This window comes from Actinoplanes sp. NPDC026619, assembly GCF_040638295.1.
Classification (GTDB): Bacteria; Actinomycetota; Actinomycetes; order Mycobacteriales; family Micromonosporaceae; genus Actinoplanes.
The window spans coordinates 102,217-126,942 of the sequence record NZ_JBEZYA010000006.1; the positions used below are offsets into that span (position 1 = coordinate 102,217).

The 24,726-nt window shown below is 71.3% G+C and carries 21 protein-coding genes and 1 pseudogene; 8 read left to right on the forward strand and 14 right to left on the reverse strand.

Annotated elements, in window-relative coordinates; all coding sequences use genetic code 11:
* The first annotated feature begins 21 nt into the window (after positions 1-21).
* Positions 22-852, forward strand: a complete 831-nt coding sequence (locus AB0E90_RS15465; protein WP_360404700.1) for a hypothetical protein — start codon at positions 22-24, stop codon at positions 850-852.
* 354 nt (positions 853-1,206) lie between these two features.
* On the opposite strand, the gene AB0E90_RS15470 is transcribed toward AB0E90_RS15465, so the two are convergent.
* A complete protein-coding gene (locus AB0E90_RS15470; RefSeq protein WP_360404703.1) occupies positions 1,207-2,052 on the reverse strand; it encodes a hypothetical protein in 846 nt (281 codons plus the stop codon).
* Positions 2,053-2,488: 436 nt separating this feature from the next.
* Between AB0E90_RS15470 and AB0E90_RS15475 the strand changes: the two genes are divergently transcribed.
* Positions 2,489-3,106, forward strand: a complete 618-nt coding sequence (locus tag AB0E90_RS15475) for an HAD-IA family hydrolase (RefSeq protein ID WP_360404706.1) — start codon at positions 2,489-2,491, stop codon at positions 3,104-3,106.
* On the opposite strand, the gene AB0E90_RS15480 is transcribed toward AB0E90_RS15475, so the two are convergent.
* Complete coding sequence (locus AB0E90_RS15480) at positions 3,095-4,039, reverse strand: Dyp-type peroxidase (protein WP_360404709.1); 945 nt, start codon at positions 4,037-4,039, stop codon at positions 3,095-3,097. The two genes, AB0E90_RS15475 and AB0E90_RS15480, sit on opposite strands and share 12 nt — an antisense overlap.
* A 39-nt stretch (positions 4,040-4,078) precedes the next feature.
* Here AB0E90_RS15480 and AB0E90_RS15485 point away from each other — a divergent pair, with 39 nt between their 5' ends.
* Complete coding sequence (locus AB0E90_RS15485; protein ID WP_360404712.1) at positions 4,079-5,515, forward strand: NAD(P)/FAD-dependent oxidoreductase; 1,437 nt, start codon at positions 4,079-4,081, stop codon at positions 5,513-5,515.
* Positions 5,512-6,348, forward strand: coding sequence for an SDR family NAD(P)-dependent oxidoreductase (locus AB0E90_RS15490; RefSeq protein WP_360404715.1), 837 nt, complete (start codon positions 5,512-5,514; stop codon positions 6,346-6,348). The genes AB0E90_RS15485 and AB0E90_RS15490 overlap by 4 nt, the downstream gene beginning before the upstream one ends.
* A gap of 5 nt (positions 6,349-6,353) precedes the next feature.
* Here AB0E90_RS15490 and AB0E90_RS15495 read toward each other — a convergent pair whose 3' ends face one another.
* On the reverse strand, positions 6,354-7,478 hold the full coding sequence (locus AB0E90_RS15495; protein ID WP_360404718.1) for a hypothetical protein: 1,125 nt from the start codon (positions 7,476-7,478) through the stop codon (positions 6,354-6,356).
* A 6-nt stretch (positions 7,479-7,484) separates the two neighbouring features.
* The gene (locus AB0E90_RS15500; protein WP_360404721.1) at positions 7,485-9,545 is read right to left on the reverse strand and encodes an alkaline phosphatase family protein; all 2,061 of its coding nucleotides are present in this window, start codon (positions 9,543-9,545) and stop codon (positions 7,485-7,487) included.
* A gap of 188 nt (positions 9,546-9,733) precedes the next feature.
* Here AB0E90_RS15500 and AB0E90_RS15505 point away from each other — a divergent pair.
* Positions 9,734-10,876, forward strand: a pseudogene (locus tag AB0E90_RS15505) (glycosyl hydrolase family 18 protein); the annotation flags it as partial.
* Here the strand turns inward: AB0E90_RS15505 and AB0E90_RS15510 are convergent.
* A complete protein-coding gene (locus AB0E90_RS15510) occupies positions 10,873-11,592 on the reverse strand; it encodes a LamG-like jellyroll fold domain-containing protein (protein ID WP_360404724.1) in 720 nt (239 codons plus the stop codon). The pseudogene AB0E90_RS15505 and the gene AB0E90_RS15510 overlap by 4 nt on opposite strands.
* Before the next feature lie 61 nt (positions 11,593-11,653).
* Positions 11,654-12,946 carry an FAD-dependent oxidoreductase gene (locus AB0E90_RS15515; protein WP_360404727.1) on the reverse strand — a complete coding sequence of 431 codons (1,293 nt, stop codon included), beginning with the start codon at positions 12,944-12,946 and terminating at the stop codon, positions 11,654-11,656.
* Between the two features lie 265 nt (positions 12,947-13,211).
* Between AB0E90_RS15515 and AB0E90_RS15520 the strand changes: the two genes are divergently transcribed.
* Both AB0E90_RS15520 and AB0E90_RS15525 read left to right on the forward strand, forming a co-directional pair.
* Positions 13,212-13,730 (forward strand): SigE family RNA polymerase sigma factor, encoded by a 519-nt coding sequence (locus tag AB0E90_RS15520; RefSeq protein WP_360404730.1) that lies wholly within the window; start codon positions 13,212-13,214, stop codon positions 13,728-13,730.
* An 85-nt stretch (positions 13,731-13,815) separates the two neighbouring features.
* Positions 13,816-15,012: a hypothetical protein gene (locus tag AB0E90_RS15525; protein ID WP_360404733.1), complete on the forward strand. Its 1,197-nt coding sequence runs from the start codon at positions 13,816-13,818 to the stop codon at positions 15,010-15,012.
* Positions 15,013-15,016: 4 nt separating this feature from the next.
* Here AB0E90_RS15525 and AB0E90_RS15530 read toward each other — a convergent pair whose 3' ends face one another.
* From AB0E90_RS15530 to AB0E90_RS15555, 6 genes are all read right to left on the reverse strand, one after another.
* On the reverse strand, positions 15,017-15,652 hold the full coding sequence (locus AB0E90_RS15530; RefSeq protein WP_360404736.1) for a tetratricopeptide repeat protein: 636 nt from the start codon (positions 15,650-15,652) through the stop codon (positions 15,017-15,019).
* Between the two features lie 28 nt (positions 15,653-15,680).
* Positions 15,681-16,940 (reverse strand): tetratricopeptide repeat protein, encoded by a 1,260-nt coding sequence (locus AB0E90_RS15535; RefSeq protein WP_360404739.1) that lies wholly within the window; start codon positions 16,938-16,940, stop codon positions 15,681-15,683.
* Complete coding sequence (locus tag AB0E90_RS15540) at positions 16,940-17,905, reverse strand: cyclase family protein (protein WP_360404742.1); 966 nt, start codon at positions 17,903-17,905, stop codon at positions 16,940-16,942. The genes AB0E90_RS15535 and AB0E90_RS15540 overlap by 1 nt, the downstream gene beginning before the upstream one ends.
* Complete coding sequence (locus AB0E90_RS15545; protein ID WP_360404745.1) at positions 17,902-18,489, reverse strand: TMEM165/GDT1 family protein; 588 nt, start codon at positions 18,487-18,489, stop codon at positions 17,902-17,904. Before AB0E90_RS15545 ends, AB0E90_RS15540 begins: the two co-directional genes overlap by 4 nt.
* Before the next feature lie 247 nt (positions 18,490-18,736).
* Complete coding sequence (locus AB0E90_RS15550) at positions 18,737-20,338, reverse strand: alpha/beta fold hydrolase (protein ID WP_360404748.1); 1,602 nt, start codon at positions 20,336-20,338, stop codon at positions 18,737-18,739.
* Positions 20,339-20,433: 95 nt separating this feature from the next.
* Positions 20,434-21,660, reverse strand: a complete 1,227-nt coding sequence (locus tag AB0E90_RS15555; protein WP_360404751.1) for an MFS transporter — start codon at positions 21,658-21,660, stop codon at positions 20,434-20,436.
* Positions 21,661-21,747: 87 nt separating this feature from the next.
* On the opposite strand from AB0E90_RS15555, the gene AB0E90_RS15560 reads away from it, so the two are divergent.
* Positions 21,748-22,335, forward strand: coding sequence for a TetR/AcrR family transcriptional regulator (locus AB0E90_RS15560; protein ID WP_360404754.1), 588 nt, complete (start codon positions 21,748-21,750; stop codon positions 22,333-22,335).
* Positions 22,336-22,381: 46 nt separating this feature from the next.
* Here the strand turns inward: AB0E90_RS15560 and AB0E90_RS15565 are convergent, their stop codons facing one another.
* Positions 22,382-24,202: an MFS transporter gene (locus AB0E90_RS15565; protein WP_360404757.1), complete on the reverse strand. Its 1,821-nt coding sequence runs from the start codon at positions 24,200-24,202 to the stop codon at positions 22,382-22,384.
* A 20-nt stretch (positions 24,203-24,222) separates the two neighbouring features.
* Positions 24,223-24,678, reverse strand: a complete 456-nt coding sequence (locus tag AB0E90_RS15570) for a MarR family transcriptional regulator (RefSeq protein WP_360404760.1) — start codon at positions 24,676-24,678, stop codon at positions 24,223-24,225.
* Between the last annotated feature and the right edge of the window lie 48 nt (positions 24,679-24,726).

Sequence of the window (24,726 nt, forward strand, 5' to 3'; positions counted from 1 at the left end):
TGCGAATCGGAAGGAGAGTTCGTGACCACCCCTCAGCTCGATCGTCGGCGTGCGCAGTCCGCCGCCGCCGGCACCGCGGCCGACAAGGCCCGCCAGGCCGTCACCGACCTGGACAACCGGCTCAACACCAACGCCGAGCTCACCAGGCAGCAGTCGCAGGCCTTGCGTAACGCCGAGGCCGAGGTGAAGCGCCTCAAGCGCGCACTCAAGACCCAGGAGCGCGATCGCGCCCGGCTGACCAAGGCGCACAAGAAGGCAGTCGCCAAGGCCGGCAAGACGAAGAGCCGCGCCGCCGAGTCCGACGCAAAGTACGACAAAGCGGTGCTCGCCAACCTGATCCGCCGGGAAAAGGAGCGCGACCTCCAGGCCGCCGCAACCACCCCGGCCACCGCGGTCGCAAAGCCGGCCCCGAAGACCGTCGCAAAGCCGGAGGCCACCGCCCCCGAGCCCGCCACCGCGACGCCTGTCGCCACCGCCACGCCTGCTGCCGCCGCGCCTGCCGCTGCCACCCCTGCCGCCCCCGCCCCCGCGCCTGTTACCGCCACAGCGGCGGAGCCGGTGACCGCGCCCATCGCTCAGCCCGCCGTCGTGGCGCAGCCGGCCGCCGAGCCGGTTGCTCCGCCGGCCGCTCCGGCCCGGCGGGCTACCCGGGCCGCCGCCCCCGTCAAGGCCACCCCGGCGCGCGGAACAGCGGCGAAAACCACCGCGGCCCGCGTTACCGCGGCGAAAGCCGCGGCCGGTGCATCTGGCGATCGGACTGGCACGGCCCGGGCCACGACGCCACGCAAGGCTGTCGCCGACGAGCAGCCCGCGACAACCCGCCGCGCCCCGCGCCGGACAACCGGTCGATAGCCCTTGTCGCCACCCGGTCGGCCTGGCACGGCGAGATCGCGCTCGCTGTAGCGCCCCGCCGGCAACTGCCCGAAAAGATTTGGCGGCGAAAGCCGGGCCTGGCCCCGGGAACGGTGGTCCCGCTCCTCGCGGTCGAGATGCAGGGCGCAGGCAAACGCCCTTGCCGAGGCCGTGGTCCTGCGCGACGACACCGCGCAAGGCGGCGCACTCCGGCGGGACGACCACGGTGTGCCGGGTGACCGGCCGCTGAGAAATGCGTCGGTACAGAGCAGCCCGCCCCGACCCGGGGCGGGCTGTTCTGTCCATCGCCTCCGCAGCCCAGCCCCGCAGCCGGGATGCGCGCCGATGAGCGGGTCAGTTCTGAGGGCCGCCGGCCGACGCGAGGCTCGAATCGGTGATCGAGGTGGCGGTGATCTTCTGCTTGGCGCTGGTCGCCACGATCCGCACCGTGTGCCCCTTGAGAACGTCGGCGATCCGGCCGCTGCCGACGGTGGTCGAGGTGCTGATCACGTACGTCTTGCTGTAGCCGTCGTCGCTCTTCACCGTGACCGAGCTGCTGCTGATCGCGGAGACCGTCCCGGTCTGCGTGAGTTGCGTGGTGTAGCCGCCGTTGCCGTCGGAAACGACGTAAGTCCCGTGCAGTGCGTTCGTCGTCGCGGTCGCGACGCCCTGATTTCCGCCCGGTCCGCCCTGGCCGATCCCCTGGCCGCCGCCGGGACCGGTCGTGGCCGCGCTTCCGCCGCCGACCGCCGCCATGATCCCGGCGGTCAGACCGGCGCTGGCCACGGCCACCGCGACGATGCCGCCGATCAGCGCGAGCCGCTTGCTCTTCGGGGCGGCGGCCGCGGTGTCGCTCTTCTCGGGCGGCGTCCAGGCCGGGGGCGGCCCGTCCGCGTGCGCCGGGGTCCAGTCAGCCGGCGCCCGCTCCGGAAATTCCTCCTGACCAGCAGCCAGGTCACCCGAGAACCGCCCCGGATAGTCCGCCGCCGGTGCGTGGACCGCCGCGTAGTCCGCCGGCGCCGAACTGACCGGCGGCCGGGCCGGGTAGCCGTCGGGCGCCGGGAAGTCGGTGTAGGGATCGCGCGCCGGAGCTTCGTCCCGATAGCGATCCGGCGCCGGTGCCTCGGCCCGGTGGCGTTCGTAGACCGCCTCACCCGGTTCTCGGTCGTACCCCGGCGCGCCCAGATGTCGCTCATACATCGCGGTCTCATCGCGATGGCCAGCTCCGGCCGCAAAATCTCGATACCCGGCCCCGGCCGCGAAATCTTGCTGACCGGGCAACGCGGCGAAGTCATGACCGGACCACGAGTCGAAGTCTTGGCCAGGGCCTGCGACGAAGTCTTGGCCAGGCCCCGCGACGAAGTCTTGGCCGGGCCCCGCGGCGAAGTCTTGGCCGGGCCCAGCCGCGGACACTTGGAGATCATGAGGGCCGGGCGCCGGGAAGTCGCGCTGGACGGACGCCTGGTAGACGGTCGGCTCGGTGTAGTGGCCGGCGTCGGCCGGCCAGGTCGGGGAGTCGGCGGACGAACGCGTCGAATGGTCGTAAACGGTCATCGTTTCGGGTCTCCCTCGGGTTCGGTCCGGCTCACCAGGGAGACTGGCCACGGCGACTATGTGCGAGCTGTGGAGGCATTAGGTGGCGGATATCAAGGCGGAGACCGCGGCGGTGCTCTTCGACATGGACGGCACGCTGGTCGACTCCGACCGTGCGGTCGAGCGGTCGTGGCTGAGCTGGGGCGAGGAATACGGCGTCGACGGTCCCGCCGCGTACGAGATGGCCCACGGCGCACCGAGCCTGACCACCGTCCGCAAACTCCTCGCCCACCTGGACGAGGAGGAGATGCTGCGCGCGTCGGTCCGCCAGTTGGAGCTTCAGTACGACGACCTCGCCGACGTGGTGGCCGCCCCCGGCACCGACGAGCTGCTGGCGGTGCTGGCGCACCGTGGTCTGCCGTGGGCCGTGGTGACCAGCGCCGACGCCCGGCTCGCCAAGGCCCGGCTGGGCGCGGCCGGCATCACCCCGCCGGTGCTGGTGACGACCGATGACGTGGCGGCGGGCAAGCCTGACCCGGCCGGCTACCTGCGCGCGGCCGAGCTGCTCGGGGTGGCCCCGGCGAACTGCCTGGTCGTCGAGGATGCCGAGGTGGGCCTGCAGGCGGCGCGAGCGGCCGGCGCCCGCACCGCCGCACTACGGGACCTGGACGGAGACGTACGGCTGAAATCGCTCTTTGATCTTGCGAAATTACTCGGGTAGGTCGTCGAGGAACTCCGCGGTCGGCACGTAGAACAGCGAGCCGGTGGTGGCGACCGAGAAGTCCAGGATGCGGTCGTGGTTGCCGGGCGGGTCGCCGAGGAACATCCGGCGCAGCATCAGTTCCGGCACGTCGGGGGTGGCCGCGTAGGCGATGTAGTACGTCCCGAACTCGCCGTCCTTGATCGAGCCGAACGGCATGTTGTCCCGCAGGATCTTCAGCTCGTTGCCGTCCGGGTCGTCGACCGTGTTCAGCGCGACGTGGGAATTAGGCGCTTTATCGGAAAGCTCGATGTTGTCGAGCTTTGTCCGCCCGATCGCAGCTTCCTGCTGCTCCACGGAGAGAGCATTCCACGCGACCAGATCATGCAGATATTTCTGGACAAGAACATAAGTTCCGCCAGCGAACGAGGGATCCTCGTCGCCGATCAGCACGTGCCGGGAGGCCTCGTCGCCGATCGGGTTCTCGGTGCCGTCGACGAAGCCGAGCAGGTCGCGCTCGTCGAAGTATTTGAAGCCGTGCGTCTCGTCGACCACGTCGGCCACGTCGCGGAGCCGGGCGGCGATCTTCGAGGCCAGCTCGAAGCAGACGTCCATCTGCCCGGCCCGGATGTGGAAGAGAAGGTCACCGGGGGTGGACGGGGCGGTATGACGCGGGCCCTTCCAGGCTCGGAACTTGTGCAGCTCAGCCGGGCGCGGCCCGGTGAACAGCCGGTCCCACAGCTCGCGGCCGATGCCGGTGACGCAGGACAGCTCCGCCGCCGGCAGCCGGAAGCCGACCGCACGCTGCAGGCCGCTCAGGTCCTCGAGCAGGTCCCGCACGGTCTCCTCGCCGCCGGTGCGGACGGTGAGAACCAGGAAGACGGCGGCGTCGGTGAGCGGGGCCAGCACGGCTTGCGGGTTCACGAGCGGGCCGAGCGAGCGGGGCGCTGTCATGATCCGGAGATTACCGTCCGGCGGGCCGATAATGGGCCGATGAGTGATCGGGTTGACGTCCTCGTGGTCGGTGCCGGCCTGTCCGGCATCGACGCCGCCTACCGATTGCAGACCGAGTGTCCCGGCCGCAGTTACCTGATCCTCGAGGGCCGCGACACGATCGGCGGCACCTGGGACCTGTTCCGCTATCCCGGGGTCCGCTCCGACTCCGACATGTTCACCCTCGGTTACCCGTTCCGGCCCTGGCGCAACGTCAACGCGATCGCCCCGGGCGAGACGATCCTCGACTACATCCGGGACACCGCCGCACAGTTCGGCATCGTCGAGCGCATCCGGTTCGGCCGGCGGGTGGTGTCGGCGAGCTGGTCCACGCCGGCGGCGACCTGGACGGTGCGCACCGCCGGCGGCGAGGAATACACCTGCTCGTTCCTCTATCTGTGCACCGGCTATTACCGCTATTCGGGTGGCTACGACGCCGATTTCCCAGGCCGCGCCGACTTCACCGGCCCGATCGTGCACCCGCAGCGGTGGCCGGCTGACCTCGACCACACCGGCAAGCGGATCGTCGTGATCGGCAGCGGGGCGACCGCGGTGACGCTGGTGCCGGCGCTGGCCGAGACCGCCGCCGAGGTCACCATGCTGCAGCGGTCGCCGACCTGGATGCTCAACCTGCCCGGCGGCGACCCGCACGAGGGCCGCCGGCTGAGCCCGGTCGCCGCCCGCCTGGCGCGCACCCGCAACGTGCTCGGCGCCACGCTGCTCTATCAGGCGTCCCGGCGCTGGCCGGAGAGGGTGGGCGGTTTCCTCCGTTCCCGAGTCGCGCGCGAGCTGCCCGCCGAAGTGCCGGCCGATCCGCACTTCACGCCCGGCTACGGGCCCTGGGATCAGCGGTTGTGCATCGTGCCGGACGGCGATCTGTTCACCGCGCTGCGAAGCGGAAAGGCGTCGGTGGTCACCGGCGCGATCGACACCTTCACCGACAAGGGCGTACGCCTCACCGACGGCACCGAGCTGCCGGCCGACATCATCGTGACCGCGACCGGCCTGGCCATGGTGACGCTGGGCGAGATCGCGGTGGACGTCGACGGCGAGCCGTTCGATTCCGGGACATCGGGCGTCTACAAGGGAATGATGTTCTCCGGCGTGCCCAACCTGGCCTGGTGCGTCGGCTACATCAACGCGTCGTGGACCCTGCGCGCCGACCTCACCTCCCGTTACGTCTGCCGGCTGCTCAACTACATGCGGAGGCACGACATCGACAGCACCACGCCGGCGCCACCGCCGGGCACCGACTTCACCGACGAGCCGGCCATGGGACTCTCCTCCGGATACGTGCGCCGGGCCGCCGGGGTGCTTCCCCGGCAGGGCGGCCGGCGGCCGTGGCGGATGAGCAGCAACTATCTGACCGACATGCCGGCCATGCTGCTGGGCCGGATCGATGACGGACACGTTCGATTCGCGAGGACGGCACGATGAAGCGATTTACGTTCGCCGGGCGTACCTGCCTGATCACCGGCGCGGCCAGCGGCATCGGCGCGGCGCTCGCCCTCGACCTGGCCAAGCGGCGGACGGTGCTGGCGCTGCTGGACGTGAACGCCGAGGGCCTCGAACGGGTCGCGGCGGCGGCGCGCGAGATGGGGGCGGCGGAGGTCACGACGTACACCGTCGATCTGAGTGATGGGGGCGACCGGCTGGACCTGGCCGCCGAGATCGCCTCCCGCCATGGCGGGGTTGACCTTTTGATCAACAATGCCGGCGTGACCCTGATGGGCACGTTCGAAGAGAACCGGATGTCGGATTTCGACTGGCTGCTGGAGATCAACCTGCATGCCGTGATCCGGATGACCAAGGCGTTCCTGCCGCAGTTGCTGGCCCGCCCCGGCTCGCACGTGGTCAACATCAGCAGCCTGTTCGGCCTGGTCGCCCCGCCCGGCCAGGTCGCCTACGCGACGAGCAAGTTCGGCGTGCGCGGCTTCTCCGACGCGCTGCGCCACGAGCTGGAGCCGGTGGGTGTCGGCGTCACGGTCGTGCACCCGGGCGGCATCAGGACCAACATCGCCGCCGCCGCCCGGACCAGCGGCAACGACCCGGACGGGGAGCAGACCGCGCAGGCACGACGCTTCGCCGAGAAGGCGCTGACCCTCCCGGCCGAGGAGGCGGCTCGCCAGATCGTCGCCGCGATCCAGTCCCGCCGGCCGCGCCTGGTGCTGACCAAGGAGGCGAAGGCCGGTGACTGGCTGGTCCGGCTCACCCCGACCCGCTGGTGGGCGGTGACCCAGCGCGTCGGCAAACGGCGCGGCATCCTGTAAGCAGATCAGAAAATCGCGAGCCGGCGCCGGTCCTGGCCGTCGATCGTGGTGAAGTCGCCGCCCGCGGTCAGCGTGCCGGTGGCCTGGTTGACGCTCAGGACCCGCACGCCGATCACGCCGTTGCCCTGCGGCGCCCACGGCGCCAACTCGCCGGTCGCGGTCACCGCGGCCAGCTTGTAACGCGGCTGCGAACCGTCCACGCAGGCGCCGTGCACGCCGTTCTTGCTGGTCAGGCAGGCGCTGTCGAAGTGGCCGCCGACGTAGGTGATGGTGCCGGCGGTGGCGATCGCGGCCGCGTCCCCGTCGAACACCCGCTGCCAGCGCACCGTCCCGTCGAACGAGTAGGCGATCGCCCGGCCGCCCACCCCGGCCGTGGCCACGTAGACGCCGGCCTTGTCCACCGCGACCGACCGCACCTCGGCCGGCGGCCGCGGCAGGAACTTCTCGTCCACCTTGCCGGTCTTGCCGTGCAGGGCGGCCAGCCGCAGCGTGCCGTGCACCTCGTCGATGTTGTGGAAGCCGCCGCCGGCGTAGACCCGGCCGTCGTACGTGGCCAGCGAGTGCACCGCGTCGTCGGCCTTCGGCTTCCACACCACGTCCAGATCGCCGTCGTCCAGCGCGAACGCGGCCAGCCCGCCCCGCCGGCGCCCGTCCACGTCGGTGAAGCTGCCGCCCAGGTAGAGCCGGCCGTTACCGCTGGTCAGCGTGTAGGCCGTGCCGGTCAGCGTGTGGTGGAACGGAAGCACCGCGCCGGTGCCGGTGCTGAGCTGGGCCAGCGAGTCGCGCACCTGCCCGCCGACCGAGTGGAAATCGCCGGCCGCATAGACGCTGTCCCCCGACGCCTCCAGCGCCCGCACCGTGCCGTCCGCCGCCGGCGCCCAGCTCAGCAGCGCCCCGGTGCGCGCGTCCAGGGCGGCGAACCGCAGCCGCGGGTAGGTCCGCCCGCGATAGGTGGCGCTGGTGAAGGCGCCGCCCAGATAGACGATCGGGCCGCGGTGGGCGATCGCGTAGACGCCGCCGTTGAAGGTGGGCGCGGACTCCAGGGCCCGGGCACCGACCGCGGCGGCTTGGGCGGGAAGGCCCAGCAGGAGGGTGAACAGGCTGATGGCGGCTAAGCGGAGTGCGGGCACAAACCTCTAACCGTCGTGCGCACGGGAAAGTCTCGGCGACGACGATTCGGCTTCCAACTCGTCGACCGCGATCGGTTGCGAGCGCAGCCCGAGCATGTCCAGCCATTCGACGAGCTGCCGGTGCACCGCGTCCGGACCGTTCAGCTCCGTCCGCCCGATCGGCCAGCGCGACGGGTGCACCAGCACCGCGTCGGTCTGCCAGCCGCCCAGCCCACCGTGCGAGCCGACCAGTTCCTCGAACGCGGCCACCTCCTCGGTCACCGGGTCCACCGAGGAGATCAGCACCAGGTCGCCGACGTGCGCCGACTCCTGGTGACGCCGCAGGTCGGCGCGGGCGTGCGGCCCGTACGGCAGCAACGGGTCGGTGCCCTCCACCGTGCCGTCGCTCAGCCGGTGCCGGCCGGCGGTGCCGAGCGCGACCGGGCCGTCCTCGTCGCGCACCACCACCAGACCGATGCCCGGATGCGCGACCAGCCCCGGCACCAGCTTGGGATAGGCCTCGTCGATCTCGGCCCGGGAGAGCCGGTGCGGGAACCGGGTCAGGTAGAGCAGCGACAGGTTGCCGGAGGAGACCACCAGCAGCGGCGCCACCACCGGCGCGTCCTCCTCGGCCGGCGTGTCCGGTGCGTCCACGGCGTCGGTGGACAGCCGCTTGACCACGTTGTCCAGGGTCTCGCTGTAGCGCTGCCGGAACGTCGCGCCCTGGCTCTGCCCATGATCGGAGAGCACCACGATGTGGTAGCGGCGGGCCGCCTCCGGGGCGAGCCGCTCCAGTACGCCCAGCATCCGGTCCAGGCTCTCCAGCTGCCGCATCGACTCCGGCCGGGCCGGGCCGGCGTGGTGCGCCACCTCGTCGTAGTCGACCAGGTCGCAGTAGATCGACGGGGCGCCGCGGGCCATCTGCTCGGCGATCAGCGAGATGTTGACGTCGCGCAGCAGCATCGAGGCCGGGCGCAGGGCCAGGAACTTGCCGGAGCGGCTCACCCGGGGTTGCATGTTGCGGCGGCGCTGGAGGCGGGCCTGGTGCAGCTCGGTCAGGACCTCGCCGACGCCGAGGACGAGAGCGCGGGTGAAGCCGTACGGCGAGGCCATGAACGCCGCCCAGCCGCGCGCCGACCGGCCGGGCAGGGCCGCGTGGCTGACCGTGAGCAGGGCGACCGCGGCGTCCCCGCTGAACGCGTTGCCGATGCTGACCCCGCCGTCGCGCAGCAGCCCCCGCCCGTCGGACAGGCGCGGCTCGATCACCGCCGCGTCCCGGGGCCGGCTGGTGACCATCAGCTTGCCGGTCTCCTTCTCGAACCACCGGAAGGCAGGAACCTGGCGGCTGGCGCCGTGCAGGATGCCGGCCTGCGAGGCGGGCGTGGTCGCCGGCAACCCGGTGTGCCAGCCGACCATGGTGTGACCGCCGGAGCGCAGCCAGTGCCCGAGCGTGGGCAGGTTCCCGGCCCGGATCGCCCAGCGCAGCACATGCTCGCTCAACCCGTCGAACTGCAGCATGAGCAGGCCCGGATCGGTGCCCGGGCGGGACCGGCGCAGGGTGAGGAACGGGCCGCCGGCCTGCCGTGCCTGCCGCCGCCGCACGCCGCGCATGAGGCGCTTGGCCTCCTTGACGAACGTGTCGTCGGAGCCGGAGTCGAGCATCCAGTCGATCACGGCGGCGAAGACCACGGCCAAGATCGCGGCCAGCACCAGCGACGGCAGGCCGCTGATCCGTTCGGCCGGGTCGAGCTCGAGCGCCACCACGATCACCGTGATCTGGGCGACGACGCCGAGCAGCATGGCGCCCCAGCCGCCGAGCGCCACGATGCCGACCAGCAGCAACGGGCGCAGCACCGCGCCGACCCCGGCGACCAGCAGCACCAGGCCGAGCGTGTCGACGATGTCGGCGCTGGCCACCCCGGGCATCAGCCACAGCGTGGCGGTGAGCACGACGAACGTCACCACGGCGCTGCGCAGCACCGCCCGCAGGCGGTTGAGGATGCGCCGCCAGCTCAGCAGCGCACGCACCTCGGCCCGCAGGTCCCTGGTGGTCGGCGCGGGCGACGGTTCGTGCGGGCTTACGGCCACCGGGAAACGATCGCACAGACCGTTGTTTCGATGGCGCACCGTGCCGGGAATCACCCCGGGATGGAAGTGACACCCGTTCGGGGGACGGATCGGCCGATCCACTCCCGCGCCCGGATAGCTTCGGCCCGGTGCGCCGGATAGCTCCCCTGATCTTTCTGCTGCCGCTGGCCCTTTTCGCCTGTTCCGGCAGTCCCCCGCCACGTCCCGCCCCGGCCCCGGCCGCCACTGCCAAGGTGGTCGGCTATTTCACCGATTGGGGCGTCTACGGCCGCGACTTCCAGGTGAAAGATCTCGACACGAGCGGAACGGCCAAAAAGCTCACCCATCTGATGTACGCATTCGGCAAGGTCACCGACGGCCGGTGCTCGACCGGCGACGGCTGGGCCGATTTCCAGAAACCGATGCCGGCTGCGGACAGCATCGACGGCGTCGCCGACCCGGCCACCGCGACCCTGCGCGGAAACTTCGGCCAGCTGCGCAAGCTCAAGGCGAAATACCCCCAGCTCAAGGTGATCTGGTCGTTCGGCGGCTGGAACGGCTCGGCCGGTTTCTCCGACGCGGCCCGCGACCCGGCCGCGTTCGCCAAGTCCTGCCACGATCTCCTCGCCGACCCACGCTGGGCCGGGTTGTTCGACGGCGTCGACGTCGACTGGGAGTACCCGAACGCGTGCGGCCTGACCTGCGACACCAGCGGCCCGCCGGCGCTGGCCGGGCTGCTCGCCGCGCTCCGCTCGTCGCTGGGCACGAACGCCCTGATCAGCGCGGCGGTCCCGGCCGACCTGAGCAAGCTGAAGACGGCCGACTATCTCGCCGCGTCCCGCTCGGCGAACTGGCTGAGCGCGATGACGTACGACTACTTCGGCACCGACGACGCGAAACGCACCGAGCCGCACTCGCCGCTGTCGGTCTACCCCGGCATCCCGCGCGAGTCGGCCACCACCGCGGCCACCATCGACGAACTGCTCGGCCTGGGCGTGCCGGCCGCGAAGGTGTTGCTCGGCATCGGCTTCTACGGCCGCGGCTGGACCGGCGCGACGACCGCGACACCCGGCGGCCCGGCCACCGGCCCCGCGGACGGCCGCTACGAGAAGGGCCTCGAGGACTACGAGGTGCTGGCCGCCCGCTGCCCACCGACCGGCACGATCGGCGGCACCGCTTACGCGCACTGCGGCACCCAGTGGTGGTCCTACGACACCCCGGCAACCATCAGGACCAAGATGGCGTACGCCCGGAGCAAGGCTCTCGGCGGCGCATTCGCCTGGGAGCTCTCCGGCGACACCAGCTCAGCCGACCTGCTCAACGCGCTCGCCGGCGGCCTCGAAGGCGGCTAACCGACCTCGACCCAGACGTTGTCCAGAGCGCCGTTGAACTGGTCGTTGTCGGCGTAGGCGCCCTTGCCGCCGATGCTCAGTGGACGGCTGTTGGTCACCGACAGCTTGGCCGGCACCGCCGTGCGGCCCCGCTCGACGCCGTCGACGACGACCGACAGGGTGGTGCCGGTGCGGCGGCAGGCGACCGCGTGCCAGCGGCCGTCCGCCGCCGTGATCGAGCTGGTCACCATGCGGATGGTCGGCTTCTTGTCGTCGACCAGCACGCAGCTGGGCCGGCCCGCCACCCCGTCGATCTGGAGTTTCCACTGGCTGCTCGTGGTCGAGTAGCCCTTCTGCACGACGTTCTGGCCCTTGCTGGTCTGCCCGGGTGCGAGCAGCACGTCGGCGCCGTAGGCGATGTTCCGGGTTCCCGGGTTCAGGTCGGCCGAGCTGGGGGCCTGCAGTGCGACGTGCGGGCAGATCGCCGCGCGGGCCGCGCAGTGCACCGGGAAGGCGAGTGCCGCGCCCTGACCGTGCACCACCGGCCGGACCGCGCCGCCCTGGCCGGAGACCACCGCGAGGGTGTGCCCGTGCCCGGACTCGTCGATGATCGAGCCGGCCTGCGCGTTGAAGGTGTAACGGGCGGCGAGGAGCCCGGACGTGTCGGCCATCGCCGGCCTTGGACCGGCGACGGTGGAGACGGCGATGAGGAGTACGCCGAACCAGCGAGAGCGCATGTCCAAATTATTACTTGTGATGCTTATATCCGAGGGCGCAACCGGCCCGAGAACCGGGTGATCATGGCTGGCTGTTCGGTTTACCACTTTCCAGCGGCACCGCGTCGCCCCGGATCAGGCCGAGTTGGACGCCGTGCCGGCCGAGCACGGTGTCGAGCAGCCAGTCACTGGCCACCCGCACCCGGTTGCCCGGCATCGACAGCAGGTGGTAACCGCGGGTGACCATCTTGGCCGGCAGCCCTCGCAGCGGCACGTGGAGCGGGTTGGCGGCCGAGTCCAGGCCGCCCAGATCGACGACGAAGCCCAGGTCATGGTGCTTGTAGGCACGCCGGCGCCCGCGCCCGTAGGAGGCCGCGATGTTGTGCGCGACGGTCGCGCCGTGCCGGGTGGCGTGCTGCGCGGTCATCCCGGTGATCTGCCCCGGCATGGTCAGGTCGGGCACCGCGGCGGCGTCCCCGATCGCGTAGACGTCCGGGTAACCGGTGACGTTGAGGAACTCGTCGACGACCAGCCGGCCCTGGTCGGTGGGCAGGCCGAGCCGCTCGATCACCGGGTCGGGCCGCACGCCGACACACCAGATCAGCGACCGGGAGGGCACGAAGTCGCCGGTGGACAACCGCACCCCGGCCGCGGTCGCCTCCTGCACGCTCGTCTTCATCAGCACCTCGACGTCGCGCTCGTGCAGCACCCCGTCGGCGGCGTCGGCCAGCCGCCGGTCGAGCGAGGGCAGCACCCGCTCAGCGGTGTCCAGCAGCAGCCAGCGCGGTTTGCCGTGCAGCTCCGGGTACGGCTTGACCAGGTCTTCGGTGTAGAGCACACCCTGCGCCGCCACCTCGGTGCCGGTGTAACCGGCGCCCACCACCACGAACGTGCAGCGGGCCTGCCGCTCCTGCTCGTCGGTCGCGTTGGCGGCCAGCTCGATCTGCCGGGTGATGTGATCGCGCAGATAGAGCGCCTCGGAGATGCCGCGGAAGCCGTGCGCGTGCTCGACCACCCCGGGCACCGGCAGCAGCTTGTTGACGCTGCCCATCGCCATGACCAGGCGGTGGTAGCCGATCGTCCGCACGCCGCCCTCGGGGTCGCGCACCGTGAGCGTGCGGCCGTCCAGATCGAACGTCTCGACCGTGCCGAGGACCACTCGCACGCCGGGCAGCGCCGCGGCGAGCGGCACCGTAACCCGGCGCGGCTCGAGCAGGCCGGTGGCCACCTCGGGCAGCAGCGGCAGGTAGAGGAAATAGTCGGTCGGGTTGACGACCACGATGTCGGCGCCGTCGCGGGACAGCTTGGCGAGCCTGCGGGCCGCCGCAAAACCGGCGAACCCGGCGCCGACGATCACGATGCGGGGACGTGCCATGACACCGGTCTCCTCTCAGGGGCGTTTCTCGACGTTAGCCGCCTTACCCGTTCGGGGGACGTCGGAAATGGGCCGAACGGCTGTCGACCACGTGATCCCGGATACGCGTCTTCCACTGTGCCGGGCGGTGCCCACACGGGGAGGCATCGAGCGGCGGGGAGCAGATTGCTGGGGCGATCGACGGGAGGGAGACGTGACCGTCAGCGCGGTGCTTGAGCCGCCTGGGTACGCTCACGTCTCCCGCTACCCCCCGATCGGAAGTCTGATGGACGCCCGAGAGGCCGACTATGCGAATTTCGTCCGCACGCGGACGCACGCATTGTTGCGCGCGGCGTACCTTTTGACCGGAGATCAGCATCTGGCCGAAGACCTCGTTCAGGAGGCTCTCGCCCGCACCCATCGGGCCTGGCTGCGCCTGGAGCGCCCGGAGAACGCCGAGGCGTACGCGCGCAAGGTGATGTACCACGCTCAGGTGTCGTTCTGGCGCCGTCCGCGGATCGCCGAGGTGCCGGCCGACGCCCTCACGACTGAGCCGGCCGGCGCCGACGATCCGGCCGAGGCCGCGATCCAGCGGCTCACCCTGCGCCGGGCCTTGCTCGCGCTCAGCGCCAAACAGCGCGCCGTCATCGTGCTGCGCTATTTCGAGGACCACACCGAGGCCGAGGCCGCACAGGTGCTCGGCGTCTCGATCAGCACCGTCAAGACCCAGACCGGCCGGGCCCTCGACCGCCTCCGCACGCTCCTGCCCGACCTGCGGGTGCTCACCTCGGACCAGCAGCGATGACCGCCTGCACCGAGCGGCACTTCCGCAACCTGCGCACCGAGGTCGCAGGCGAGGGCCAGAAGGGCATCGCAAAAGAGGCTCTGCAATGACTGACTATCTGCGGGAGTCGCTGCACGAGCTGGCCGACGAGGTCGCGCCGGCCGACATCTACGCGCGGGCGGTGCGCCGGTCCCGCCGGATCGCCCGCCAGGAAGCGGTGATCGGCACGCTCGCCGCGCTGGCCACGCTCGCGCTGCTGGTCAGCGGCCTGTGGCGGCTCCCGGCCCGGGAAGCCGGCCACAACGCCCCGATCGCCCTGGTCTCCTCGTCGGCGCCGGTTCGCGAGCCGCTGCCGTCGCCGTCGCCGGTGCCGTCCGCGCCCGCACCCGCCGCCGGTGGCGAGCAATACAGCGGCAGCCTGACCACGGCGCCCACCCGGCGCAAGAGCCAGCCGCGGATCGCCCGGACCCCCGCTACTCCGCAGTCGCGTGCGCTGGCCGACCTCCCCGGGCACGTCTTCTACGAGCAGTCCGGCAGCCGGCCCGACGTCGTGCGGCTGTCCCCTGCGGACGGCGACGCCGACACCGTGCTGTCCGACGCGCCCTCCGCGGTCGGCATCTCACCGGACGGCAGCCGCATCGCATACGCCGTGGACGGCGCCCTGCTGGTCGGCGAGACCGGCAGCGAGCGGACCGAACAGGTGGCGACCGGGGTGACCACCGCGGCCCAGGCGCCGGTGTGGTCACCCGAGGGCGACCGGCTGCTGATCAACGCGAGCAGCCCGACGATCCTGCAGATCGGCTCGGGCACCCTCACCCCGCTGGCCGGCGGCCTCGCCGCCGGGCAGCATTTCCGCTGGTCGGGAGACGGCAACAAGCTGGTGTACGCGACCGCGTACTGCTCGTTGAAGGTCACCACCGGCGACAGTGACGCGGTGGTCCCGGTGCTCGGCGACCGGCAGCCGGTGGACAACCCGGACGGCCTGGCCGCCTGCAAACCGACCAGCGTGGACGCGACCGGCGGCCACGTGACGGTGCCACTGCAGACCACCGGCGACATCGGCTCGGCCGGCCCGGACACCGCCGACGCCGTGATCGACACGATCACCGGTGACCTGGAACCGCTGCCGGTCGCCGGCGCCGTGGTCGGCGCGGTCTTCGACCCGGACGGCAATCTGCTGGTGCGCAGCCGCACCGACGACGGCACGGCCCTCTCGCTCTTCTCCCCCGTCGGGAAACTGCTGGTGCAGGCGCCCGAGCCGGCCGCGGTCCGCGACCTCGACCTGCTCGCCTACACCCGCTGACGAGCTATCGGCGCTTGAACGGCCGCCAGCCGCGTTTCTTCGACTCCGGCTCCCGGGCCGCCTCGCCGTTGAGCACCGCGAGCCGGCGCTGGGCGACCGGGTTCTCCGGCTCCATCTTCAGCGACGTGAGCAGCGCCTGCCGGGCCTGGTCGGTGTGGCCGAGCGCGTCCAGCGTCATACCGTGCGTGAAGTAGTAGTGCGCCTCGTTCGGGTCGAGGCCGATCGCGGTGCGCGCGGCCTGCTCGGCGTCGGCGAACTGGCGGTCGGCGGCGATCAGCGCCCACGCGACCCGGTCGTGCCACTGGGCGTTGTCCGGCTCGGCGATCACCGCGCGGTAGGCCATCGTGACCGCCTCCTCGTGCCGCCCGAGCAGGGACAGCGCCCGGCTCGCGCTGGCCAGCGACCGCGGGTTTTCCGGCCCGAGCGCGATCGCCCGGTTGGCCGCGTCGAACGCGGCCGCCGCCTGGTCGGCCGCGAGCCGCAGCCGGGCCATCAGGAGCCACCCGTCCAGCGTGCCCGGGTCGGCGGCCAGCACCGGTTCGAGGGTGGTGATCGCGGTGGCCACGTCCAGCCGTTCGAACAGAGCCGCGGCCCGGGCGATGCCGGTCGCGGTGGCGCTCTGCTCGGTGGAGGGGGTCACCCGCCCATTCTCGGCGAAATGCGGCAATTCATCTGCGGATTCCCCGGAAAGCCTCCCGCCGGACCCGACGCCGCCGGACGATCACCGCCAGGCTCACCAGAGCGACCGCCACCAGCGTCAACGCGGCCACCGACAACCACCAGGCGGCGTCGGCGGCGCCGATCTGCAGCACGATCGCGGCCACCATGCAGACGATGATCACCCACCACAGCACGACGCTGACCCGGTCCGGCGGGCCGCCGGCGCCGGCCGCGCGAACGTGCGCGTTGGTGGCCGAGACGGTGAGCAGCCGGACCGCGAAGCTGCCCACCGCGGCCGCCCCGAGCAGCCAGGGCAGCCATCCGGCGGGGGCGACCGTCGCGCTGAGCAGCAGGAGCAGGCAGAGCGAGAAGCCGATCCCGGCGATCCGCTGCCGGCCGGTGGTGAGCACGCTCATCAGGTACGCCCGCAGCGACCGGTCCAGCCGCGCCACGAAGTACGCCGCGAACCCAGCCGTGGCCAGCGCCGAGGCTCCGGCCAGCAGCCGCGCCCCGGCCACCGAGAACTCGGTCATCCGCCAGCCCACGTAGGCCAGCACCGCGAGCAGCACGGCGGTGTAGACCAGGAAGCGCCGCAGCGCCACGTCGAGCATGAACTTGCTGGCCTGCTGCTTCGGGTCGGAGCGCAACGCGCCGGCCAGGCCGCTGGCGCCACGGGCCAGCCGGCCCAGCGCGAACGGGTTGCGGTGCACCACGTCGAGGGTGGCCAGCTCGTGCTGCGCCACCGCGTTGTCCGGTTCCAGGGCGAGCGCGTCGCGCAGCGCCTGCCGGGCCCGGTCGGGGTAGTCGAGCTGCTTCATCACCATGGCGTAAGTGACCCGGAAGCCGGCCTCGTTCGGTTCGAGCTGCACGGCGAGCCGGGCCGCATGCTCGGCCTCGACCGCACGCCGCCCGTCGCCGAGCAGCGCCCAGGCGACCCGGTTGTATCGGTACGCGTTCTCCGGCTCCAGCCGGGCCGCCCGCTGGGCCACCTCGACCGCTTCGGAGTGCCGGTCGAGCGCGGTCAGCACCCGGCTCAGCGCGCTGAGTGCCTCGGCCGAGTCGGGCGCCACCACGACGGCCTGCTGCGCGACCTCGTGGGCGAGCTCGGTCCGTTCGAGGGCGAGCTGGGCGTGCGCCATCAGCACCAGCGCGCGCACGTTGTCCGGCTCGGCCGCGAGCACCGGGCCGAGCAGCCCGGCCGCCGCATCGGCGTCACCGCGCTGGTACTGCATGGCCGCCATGGCGACCGCCGTGCCGGTCTCGGTCATCAGTCAGCCGCGGTGGGGAGCCAGCCCGCGGAGCGGGTGTGATCGTGCGGTTCGAAGTACGGCATGGTCGCGAACGCCCGCACCGGGAACGTGCCGAAGCCGGCGATCCGCGGCGCCGCGGCGGTGAACCGGGCGCCCAGCGTCGGCAGCTCGCCGAGGCCGGTGAGGTGCTCGACGATCGGAATCTCCGCCGCGAGCAGCACGCTGTGCGCCGGCCGGTGCCCGCCGCTGCCCGGCGACGAGTCGTCGATGTTGGCGGCATCGATCCCGACCAGGCCGGCGCCGCGCTCGACCAGCAGCCGCGCCCCGGCCTCGGTCAGGAAGGGCGAGCCGACCCCGTAGGAGGACGTCCCCCAGTGCCGGTCGGCGCCGGTGTGCAGCAGCACCGCGTGGCCGGCCACCACGTACGGCTCCAGGTCGGCGGCCTCGATCCCGCGGCGGTCGCCGGCCACCCGGACCACCACGGCGGGCAGGTCGGCGAGCCGGCCGAGCGGGAGGCCGGCCAGGTCGGCGCCATCGGAGTAGCGGTGCCGGGGGCTGTCCAGGTAGGTGCCGGTCTGCCCGACCATCTCGATCCGGTCGAAGCTGAACTCGGTGCCCTCGGCATAGTTCGGCCGGGACTCTTCCCAGGTCAGGTGCGAGGTGATGACCGGGACGGGCAGACCGGGGTAGGTGGTCATGCCCGACTCGATGACGTGACTGAGTTCGGCGTACGCAATCCGGGGTTGGCTCTTCGTCGTGGTCGTTTCGGCGGCCTCGGCGAAGATCCGCACCGACGTGAGGTCGACCCGCTCGACCGCACGCAGGCCGAGTGCCGCGACCACGCAGGCGGCGATCTCGGGGTGGGTGACATCGGCGTGCGGGACGCTCACCGGCAGGCTCCGCGCCGTCAGGCGGCCGCCGTTGGACAGAGTGATATCGGCGTCCAGCTCGGCCCGGTACAGCAGCACGGCAGCTCCACTCATCGCAATTTGATGATCGCTTCCACGATCAACCAGATGCCGAAGATAGCGAAGAGTGCGGCGGCGCCCCACTTGATGGCCTTCTCCGGCAGATGACGGCCGAGCAGGCGGCCGACCAGGATGGCCAGCGCGTCGGCGGCGACCATGCCGATGGTCGAGCCGACCCAGGTGCCGAACCAGCCGTGCTGGGTGGCCAGCGTGATCGTCGCCAGCATCGTCTTGTCGCCGAGCTCGGCGAGGAAGAACGCGCCGCCGACGGCCCAGATCGCCGAGCCGGTGGTCCGTTCGGCCTTGGTCTTCTCGTCGTCGGTGAGCTTGTCACCGCGCAGCGTCCAGGCGCCGAAGACGAGGAACGCGATGCCCGCGACCAGCGAGATCCAGCCGGTCGGCAGGGTGGCGCCGAGGCCGTAACCGATGCCGACCGAGACGAGGTGCACCAGGGCGGTAGCCACCGTGATGCCGATGAGAACCGGCCAGGGTTTGAAGCGGGTGGCGAACGTGAGGGCCATGAGCTGCGATTTGTCGCCGAGCTCGGCCACGAAGATGACGGCGAAGCTGATCGCCAGCGCGGCGAGGAAACCATTCATACGAAAAACTCCCGGTATCGGAGGACCGGGAGGAAGTTGCGCAGGGCGACCTCGACCCGGCCGTCGTCACAACAGCCAAGTCGAAGGTCTCGCTCGCCTCGAATGAGGCCGCGCGGCCGGACGCCCGGAGGCATCAGCATGTCGACCGCGACATTGGGAGCTACTCCCCTTCGCGTTTGCGAGCATAGCTGCCGAAAGTTGCCGACCGGCCGGGAGGTGGTGCGACTCACCTCCCGGCCGGTCCTGGTCAGCGCCCGACGAGCGCCCGCTCCAGCGCGATCCGCGCCGGCGACGTGCCGGCCGACCGCTTCTTGACGACGTCGCCCCCGCCGTCGGCGGGATCCGGCCGCGGCACCGCCGCGCACCGCTTGTCGGACCGGTCGCCGCGCTTCCGCTTCGGAAGGGCGCCGGTGGCGAGGTAGTCGGCGATCGTGTTGTCGATGCACTCGACGCCGAACAGCGAGCCGGCGTGCGTGGTCCCACCGACCCCCTCCACCAGGGCCGAGCGCGGGAACCGCTTACGCACCTCGAGGCTGCCGCCGAACGGCGTGGCCGCGTCCAGCGACTCGCTGATCAGCAGGATCGGGGCCACCGCCTCGCCGGAGACGCTGGTCGGGATGCCCGGCTTGCCGGCCCAGGTGCGGCAGGGCGCGTTGTACCAGGCGTTGGCCCACGTCTCGAACGGCGCCCGGCGGTGCGTCGCCCAGTTGTCCGCGGTCCACTTGGTCCAGCTCATCGGCCACTGCACGTCCGTGCACTGGGTGGCCAGGTACATCGCGTACCCGTTGTCGCCGCCCTTTTCCTGCGGGTTGTTCTTGTCGTAGAGCTTCTTCAGTGGTTCCGGATCGCGCTTGCGCACCCAGGCGGCGAACGCCTGAGCGATCTCCTCCCAGCCGAAGACGTAGTAGCCGGCCTGCAGGAAGATGTCGGTGAACTCGGACGAGCCGATCACCCCGCCGGCCGGCTTCGCGCCGAGACGGGCCCGCTCGCTGTAGTAGCGCCGCTCGACCGCCTTGGCGCTGCGGCCGAGGTGGTAGACCCGGTCGTACTTCGCGATCCACCCGAAGTAGATCTTCATGTTCTTGTCGAACGCGATGTCCTGGTCGATGTTCGAGTCGTACCAGACCCGGCTCGGGTCGACGTTGCCGTCGAGCACCATCCGCCGCACCCGGGACGGGAACATCGTCGCGTAGACCTGGCCGAGGTACGTGCCGTACGAGAAGCCGTAGAAGTTGATCTGGGTGGCGCCGAGGACGAGGCGGATGCTCTCCATGTCCCGCACGGTGTCCTGCGTCTTGAGGTGGTTGAGCAGGTCACCGCCGGCCTTGGCGCAGTCCTTCGCGTACGTCTCGGCCCGCTGGAGCCAGATCTTCTCGATCGCCGAGTTGGTCGGCACGTACTCCGGCCGGTTGTAGCCGGCGTAGTCGCTGTCGCAGCTCAGCGACGGCTTGCTGGCCCCCACCCCACGAGGATCAAAACCGATCCAGTCGTACGCGTTGCCGACGCCATCCGGCACCAGCGAGCCGATGACCGCCAGGGACTGGCCCTTGCCACCGGGTCCACCCGGATTGACCAGCATGACGCCCTGGTACTTCGACTCCGGGACGGTGTGCTTGATCCGCGAGACGGCCAGCTCGATCGTCGGGCCGTCCGGGTCCTTGTAGTCCGTCGGCACGGTCACGAAGCCGCACTCGGCCTTGCGGCTCACCAGCGACGGATCAGTGCACGTGCCCCAGGTCAGTTTCGGGTAACCGGGCTTGAGCCGCACGTCTGCGCGCGCCCCGGTCGCCGCGGCGCCGGTCGCCGCCACGGCGAGCGCGACAGCCGCCGCCAGAAGTTTTCTTCGCATCCCCAAGCCTCCATATCCGTTTTGCCCCAATATGCTGCGGCGTGAACGGCCCGCATCGGGGCCGCCCACGCCGGGGGTTACGGAAAAGAGGCCTTTCAGGCGATCCGCGACGTCGTCCGTTGGGCTTTTTGCGCCACCAGGGCCAACGCCGCCAGCACGGCCACGACCAGGCCATACACCAGGGTCGTGCGGTGCAGGCCGACCGAGGTGGCGGCGAAGCCGGCGATCACCGCCGGCACGCTGAAGGCGGTGTACGAGATGGTCAGCGCGACCGCGAACAGCTCGCCGCGCTCGTGCGGAGCGGCCAGCACGGCGAGGGTGCCGAAGGTGGCCAGCGCCGACGCGCCGAAGCCGACCCCGGAGATCACCGTGCCCGCGGCGGCCAGCGCGATGTTCGACCATTCGACGCCCGCGACGGTGATCACCGAACCGATGGTGAGCAGGGTGGCGGCCAGGGTGAGCACGCGCGGCGTAGGCAGCGTGCGCAGCGCGAACGAGGCAATGGCGCCGGTGCCGCACAACAGCGTCACCACGAGCCCGCCGATGAGGTGGTTGGTGAGCCCGAGCTCGGTTGCCGCCACCGAGCCACCGAGCGACAGATAGAGCCCGCCGATCGCCCAGCTGGCGATGATGATCGGGGTGAGCGCGAGCATGTCGCCGCGCAGCCGGGCCGGGACACCCAGCTTCGGGCTCAGCGACGCGACCGCGCCGGGGCGGCGTTCCGAGGTCTCCGGGATACGGGCCACCACGACCGCCGCCAGCACCATCGCGGCGAGCAGCAGCGCCCAGATCAGGTGGGTGGGCTCGGGGGCGAACTGGACCAGCGCGCCGCAGCCGAGGGCGCCGACGGCCAGACCGGCGGTCGGCGCGATGCCGTTGACCAGGCCGGCCCGGCCCGGCGCGTGCGGCGGGTTGAGGTCGACCAGCGCGGCGCCGAGCGTGGTGAGGGCGGCGCCGGTGGCGATGCCCTGCAGAAACCGGGCCGCGAGCAGCACGGTCACGTCGCCGGCGGTGAGGAAGAGGGCCAGCGAGGCGACCTCGAGCGCGATCGCACCGGCCAGCACCGGGCGGCGGCCGATGTGGTCGGAGAGCGCGCCGAGCATGAGCAGCGCCCCGATCAGGCCGACCACGTAGACCGCGAAAATCACCGTCAGCGTGGTCGCCGAGAAGCCCCAGAGGTGCTGGTAGACGACGTAGAGCGGGGAGGGCGCGGCGGACGCGGCGGCGAACGTCACGAAGACGGCGGCGATGGCCGCGAACGCGACCGGGCCGGACAGCCGGCGACTGCGGACGACCGGCGGCGCTTCAGCAACGGTGGTCATGTGGAGCCTTTCGGATTGCGAACAGACAGGTCTGTCTACTCGATCTCGACGCTGAGACTAGACAGACCTGTCTGGTATCGTCAAGTCATGTCACCCGCATCACCTACCGCGGCCCGCCGCCCGTCGGCGCGCGAGCGCCTCCTCGCCGCCGCGGACGAGCTGTTTTACGCCGAGGGCGTGCACACCGTCGGCATCGACCGGGTCATCGAGCGCGCCGGGGTCGCCAAGGCGTCGCTCTACAGCACCTTCGGCAGCAAGGACGAGCTGGTCCGGGCCTATCTGCAAAACCGGCACGAACTCCGCCGCACGCGACTGCTGGCCGGGCTCGAGCGATTCGGCAATCCCCGCGACCGGCTCCTCGGCGTCTTCGACGTGCTCGCCGAGCTGTCCGCGGCGGCCGGATTCCGCGGCTGCGCCTTCTACAACGCCAGCGCCGAGTCGGTCGACGTGGACGGCCCGGTCGAGCAGGTCTCCACCGCGAACCGGGCCTGGACCAGGGGCCTGTTCACCGAGCTGGCCCGCGATGCCGGCGTCGCCGACGCCCCGGCCCTGGCCGCCCAGCTGGTGATCCTCTACGACGGCGCCTCGGTCGGCGGCCGGATGGACCGCTCGGCCGGCGCGGCCGTGCTGGCCCGCTCGATCGCCGAGCGCCTGCTCGACGCGGCCACTCCCTGACAAGCGAGAAGGCCCAGCGAATCGCCGGGCCTTCTCGGTGAACGGGTTACTGCTTTGCGCTGTCCAGCGGCTCGGCGACCCCGGTCGCCGGGCTCAGCGGCTGGGCGTCGGACAGCTCGGCCTTGATCTCGGCCTCGTGCGCCACGAACTCGCCCTCGGTGGCGGGCTCGCCCTCGCCCGCGACGACCTGCACCTGCTCGGTCGCGGCCGGCACGGCCTTGCGGCTGCGCAGCAGCGAGAGCAGGGCGCCCACCACGGCCATCGCGATGGCCAGCCAAAAGACGATCACCAGGCCGTCGTGGAACGGGGTGGCGATCAGCCGTGGGAAGAACTGCAGACCGGTGAGGTTCGCCGCGTTGGCTGCCGGCAGCGCACCCAGGACCTGCGGGCCGAGCAGCTCGCCGATCGGGTTGAAACCGAGGAACGCCGCGAACAGCGTGCCTACCGGCGGGAGCTGGGCGATCGCGTCCGCGGTCTGGGCCGGGACGCCCTGCCCGACCAGGCCGGTGCTGAGCGTGCCCGGCAGCGAGTTGGCCAGGCCGGCCACCATCAGCGAGAAGAAGACGCCGATGGAGAGCACCTGACCGGCATTTTGGAAGGTGGCCCGCATGCCGGAGGCGGCGCCGCGCATGTTCGCCGGCACGCTCGACATGATCAGCGACGTGTTCGGCGCCGCGAACAGGCCACCGCCGAGGCCGTTGATGAAGATCAGCGTGGCGAAGACGGCGTAGTTGAAGTCACCCGGCAACAGCAGCAGGCCGACGAAGGACAAGGCCATCACCAGCAGGCCACCGGAGGCGAACAGGCGCGGGCCGAACTTGTCGGACAGGTAACCGGCGAGCGGACCGGCGGCCAGGAAGCCGATCGTCATCGGGACCAGGTAGATGCCGGCCCAGAGCGGGGTGCGCTCGTAGGTGTAGCCGTGCAGCGGCAGCCAGATGCCCTGGAGCCAGATGATCAGCATGAACTGGAGACCACCCCGGGCCACGCTGGCCAGCAGGTTCGCCGCGTTGCCGCTGGTGAAACCGACGTTCTTGAACAGCTTGAGCGGGAACATCGGCTCGGCCACCCGGGTCTCGATGATCCCGAACGCGACCAGCACCAGCGCGCCACCGATCAGGCCGGTCAGCACCCACGGGTTGCTCCAGCCCATCGTGTGCCCGCCGTACGGCTGAATCCCGTACGTAATGGCGGCCAGCATGGCCGTGAGGCCGATCGCGAAGGTCGCGTTGCCCCACCAGTCGATCTTCGCGGGGCGGCGCTGGCCGGTGTCGTGCAGTGAGCGGTAGGCCCAGACGGTGCCGAGGATGCCCAGCGGGATGTTGACCCAGAAGATCGAGCGCCAGTCCCACTCGGCCAGCACGCCACCGAGCACGAGGCCGATGAACGAGCCGGCCAGCGCGGAGACGATGTTGACGCCGAGCGCCATGCCGCGCTGCTCGGCCGAGAACGCGTCGGTGATGATCGCGGCCGAGTTGGCCATCAGCATCGCGCCACCGACCGCCTGCAGCACCCGCCAGCCGATCAGCCAGATGGCGCCGCCGCCCCCGTCGAACGGGTCGAGCGACAGGATGATGCTGGTGATCGTGAAGATCGCGAAGCCGGCGTTGTAGATCTTGACGCGGCCGTACATGTCGCCGAGCCGCCCCAGCGTCACCACCAGCACCGCGGTGACCAGCATGTAGCCCATCAGCATCCACAGCAGGTAGCTGACGTTGCCGGCATCGAGCGGGTTGACGTGGATGCCCTTGAAGATCGCCGGAAGCGAGATCAGGACGATCGACGAGTTGATCGTGGCGAGCAGGTTGCCGAGCGTGGTGTTCGACAGCGCGACCCACTTGTACCGGGGGTGGTCGACCGTGATCAAAATGACCCTTCCAGTTCTTACTAGGACGCCGACGGCTGCTCGGCCATCAGGTCGCGCAGCCGGTCGAGCGCCGGCAGTGCCGCCAGGATGGCCGCGTGATCCTCGGCCGGGAGCTGCTCCAGCAGGGCGGACAGCGCCCGGGTGCGGCCCTCCCGGCGGCGGGCGACGGCCTCCCGGCCGGCGTCGGTGATGGTGACCACCACGGCCCGGCCGTCGTCCGGGTCGCTGCCCCGTTTCGCCAGGCCTTCCTTCTCCAGACGGGTCACCAGCTGCGTCATTGCGGGCTGGCTCACCCCCTCCGGAGCATGCAGCTCACAGAGCCGGTGGGGGCCCGAACGCTGGAGTCGGTGCAGCGTGGAGGCGGCGGTGAGGCTCAGCTCGGATCGCGGCGTGAGGCGGCGGAGCACCTCGTAGAAGCGCTCGAAACCACTGGCGATGGACATGTCTTCGGCCGAGGGAGCATCTGTCTGCCGCACCCAATTTTTATATCACTGACTTATGAACTTGGGCTTGCCGCGTGACGA

What these genes read in the sequence shown, in the direction of transcription:
- AB0E90_RS15470 (WP_360404703.1), bottom strand. Translation starts at nt 2,052, where the DNA reads ATGTATGAGCGACATCTGGGCGCGCCGGGGTACGACCGAGAACCGGGT.
- AB0E90_RS15480 (WP_360404709.1), bottom strand. Translation starts at nt 4,039, where the DNA reads ATGACAGCGCCCCGCTCGCTCGGCCCGCTCGTGAACCCGCAAGCCGTG.
- AB0E90_RS15485 (WP_360404712.1), top strand. Translation starts at nt 4,079, where the DNA reads ATGAGTGATCGGGTTGACGTCCTCGTGGTCGGTGCCGGCCTGTCCGGC.
- AB0E90_RS15490 (WP_360404715.1), top strand. Translation starts at nt 5,512, where the DNA reads ATGAAGCGATTTACGTTCGCCGGGCGTACCTGCCTGATCACCGGCGCG.
- AB0E90_RS15510 (WP_360404724.1), bottom strand. Translation starts at nt 11,592, where the DNA reads ATGCGCTCTCGCTGGTTCGGCGTACTCCTCATCGCCGTCTCCACCGTC.
- AB0E90_RS15515 (WP_360404727.1), bottom strand. Translation starts at nt 12,946, where the DNA reads ATGGCACGTCCCCGCATCGTGATCGTCGGCGCCGGGTTCGCCGGTTTT.
- AB0E90_RS15520 (WP_360404730.1), top strand. Translation starts at nt 13,212, where the DNA reads ATGGACGCCCGAGAGGCCGACTATGCGAATTTCGTCCGCACGCGGACG.
- AB0E90_RS15525 (WP_360404733.1), top strand. Translation starts at nt 13,816, where the DNA reads ATGACTGACTATCTGCGGGAGTCGCTGCACGAGCTGGCCGACGAGGTC.
- AB0E90_RS15535 (WP_360404739.1), bottom strand. Translation starts at nt 16,940, where the DNA reads ATGACCGAGACCGGCACGGCGGTCGCCATGGCGGCCATGCAGTACCAG.
- AB0E90_RS15540 (WP_360404742.1), bottom strand. Translation starts at nt 17,905, where the DNA reads ATGAGTGGAGCTGCCGTGCTGCTGTACCGGGCCGAGCTGGACGCCGAT.
- AB0E90_RS15545 (WP_360404745.1), bottom strand. Translation starts at nt 18,489, where the DNA reads ATGAATGGTTTCCTCGCCGCGCTGGCGATCAGCTTCGCCGTCATCTTC.
- AB0E90_RS15550 (WP_360404748.1), bottom strand. Translation starts at nt 20,338, where the DNA reads ATGCGAAGAAAACTTCTGGCGGCGGCTGTCGCGCTCGCCGTGGCGGCG.
- AB0E90_RS15555 (WP_360404751.1), bottom strand. Translation starts at nt 21,660, where the DNA reads ATGACCACCGTTGCTGAAGCGCCGCCGGTCGTCCGCAGTCGCCGGCTG.
- AB0E90_RS15560 (WP_360404754.1), top strand. Translation starts at nt 21,748, where the DNA reads ATGTCACCCGCATCACCTACCGCGGCCCGCCGCCCGTCGGCGCGCGAG.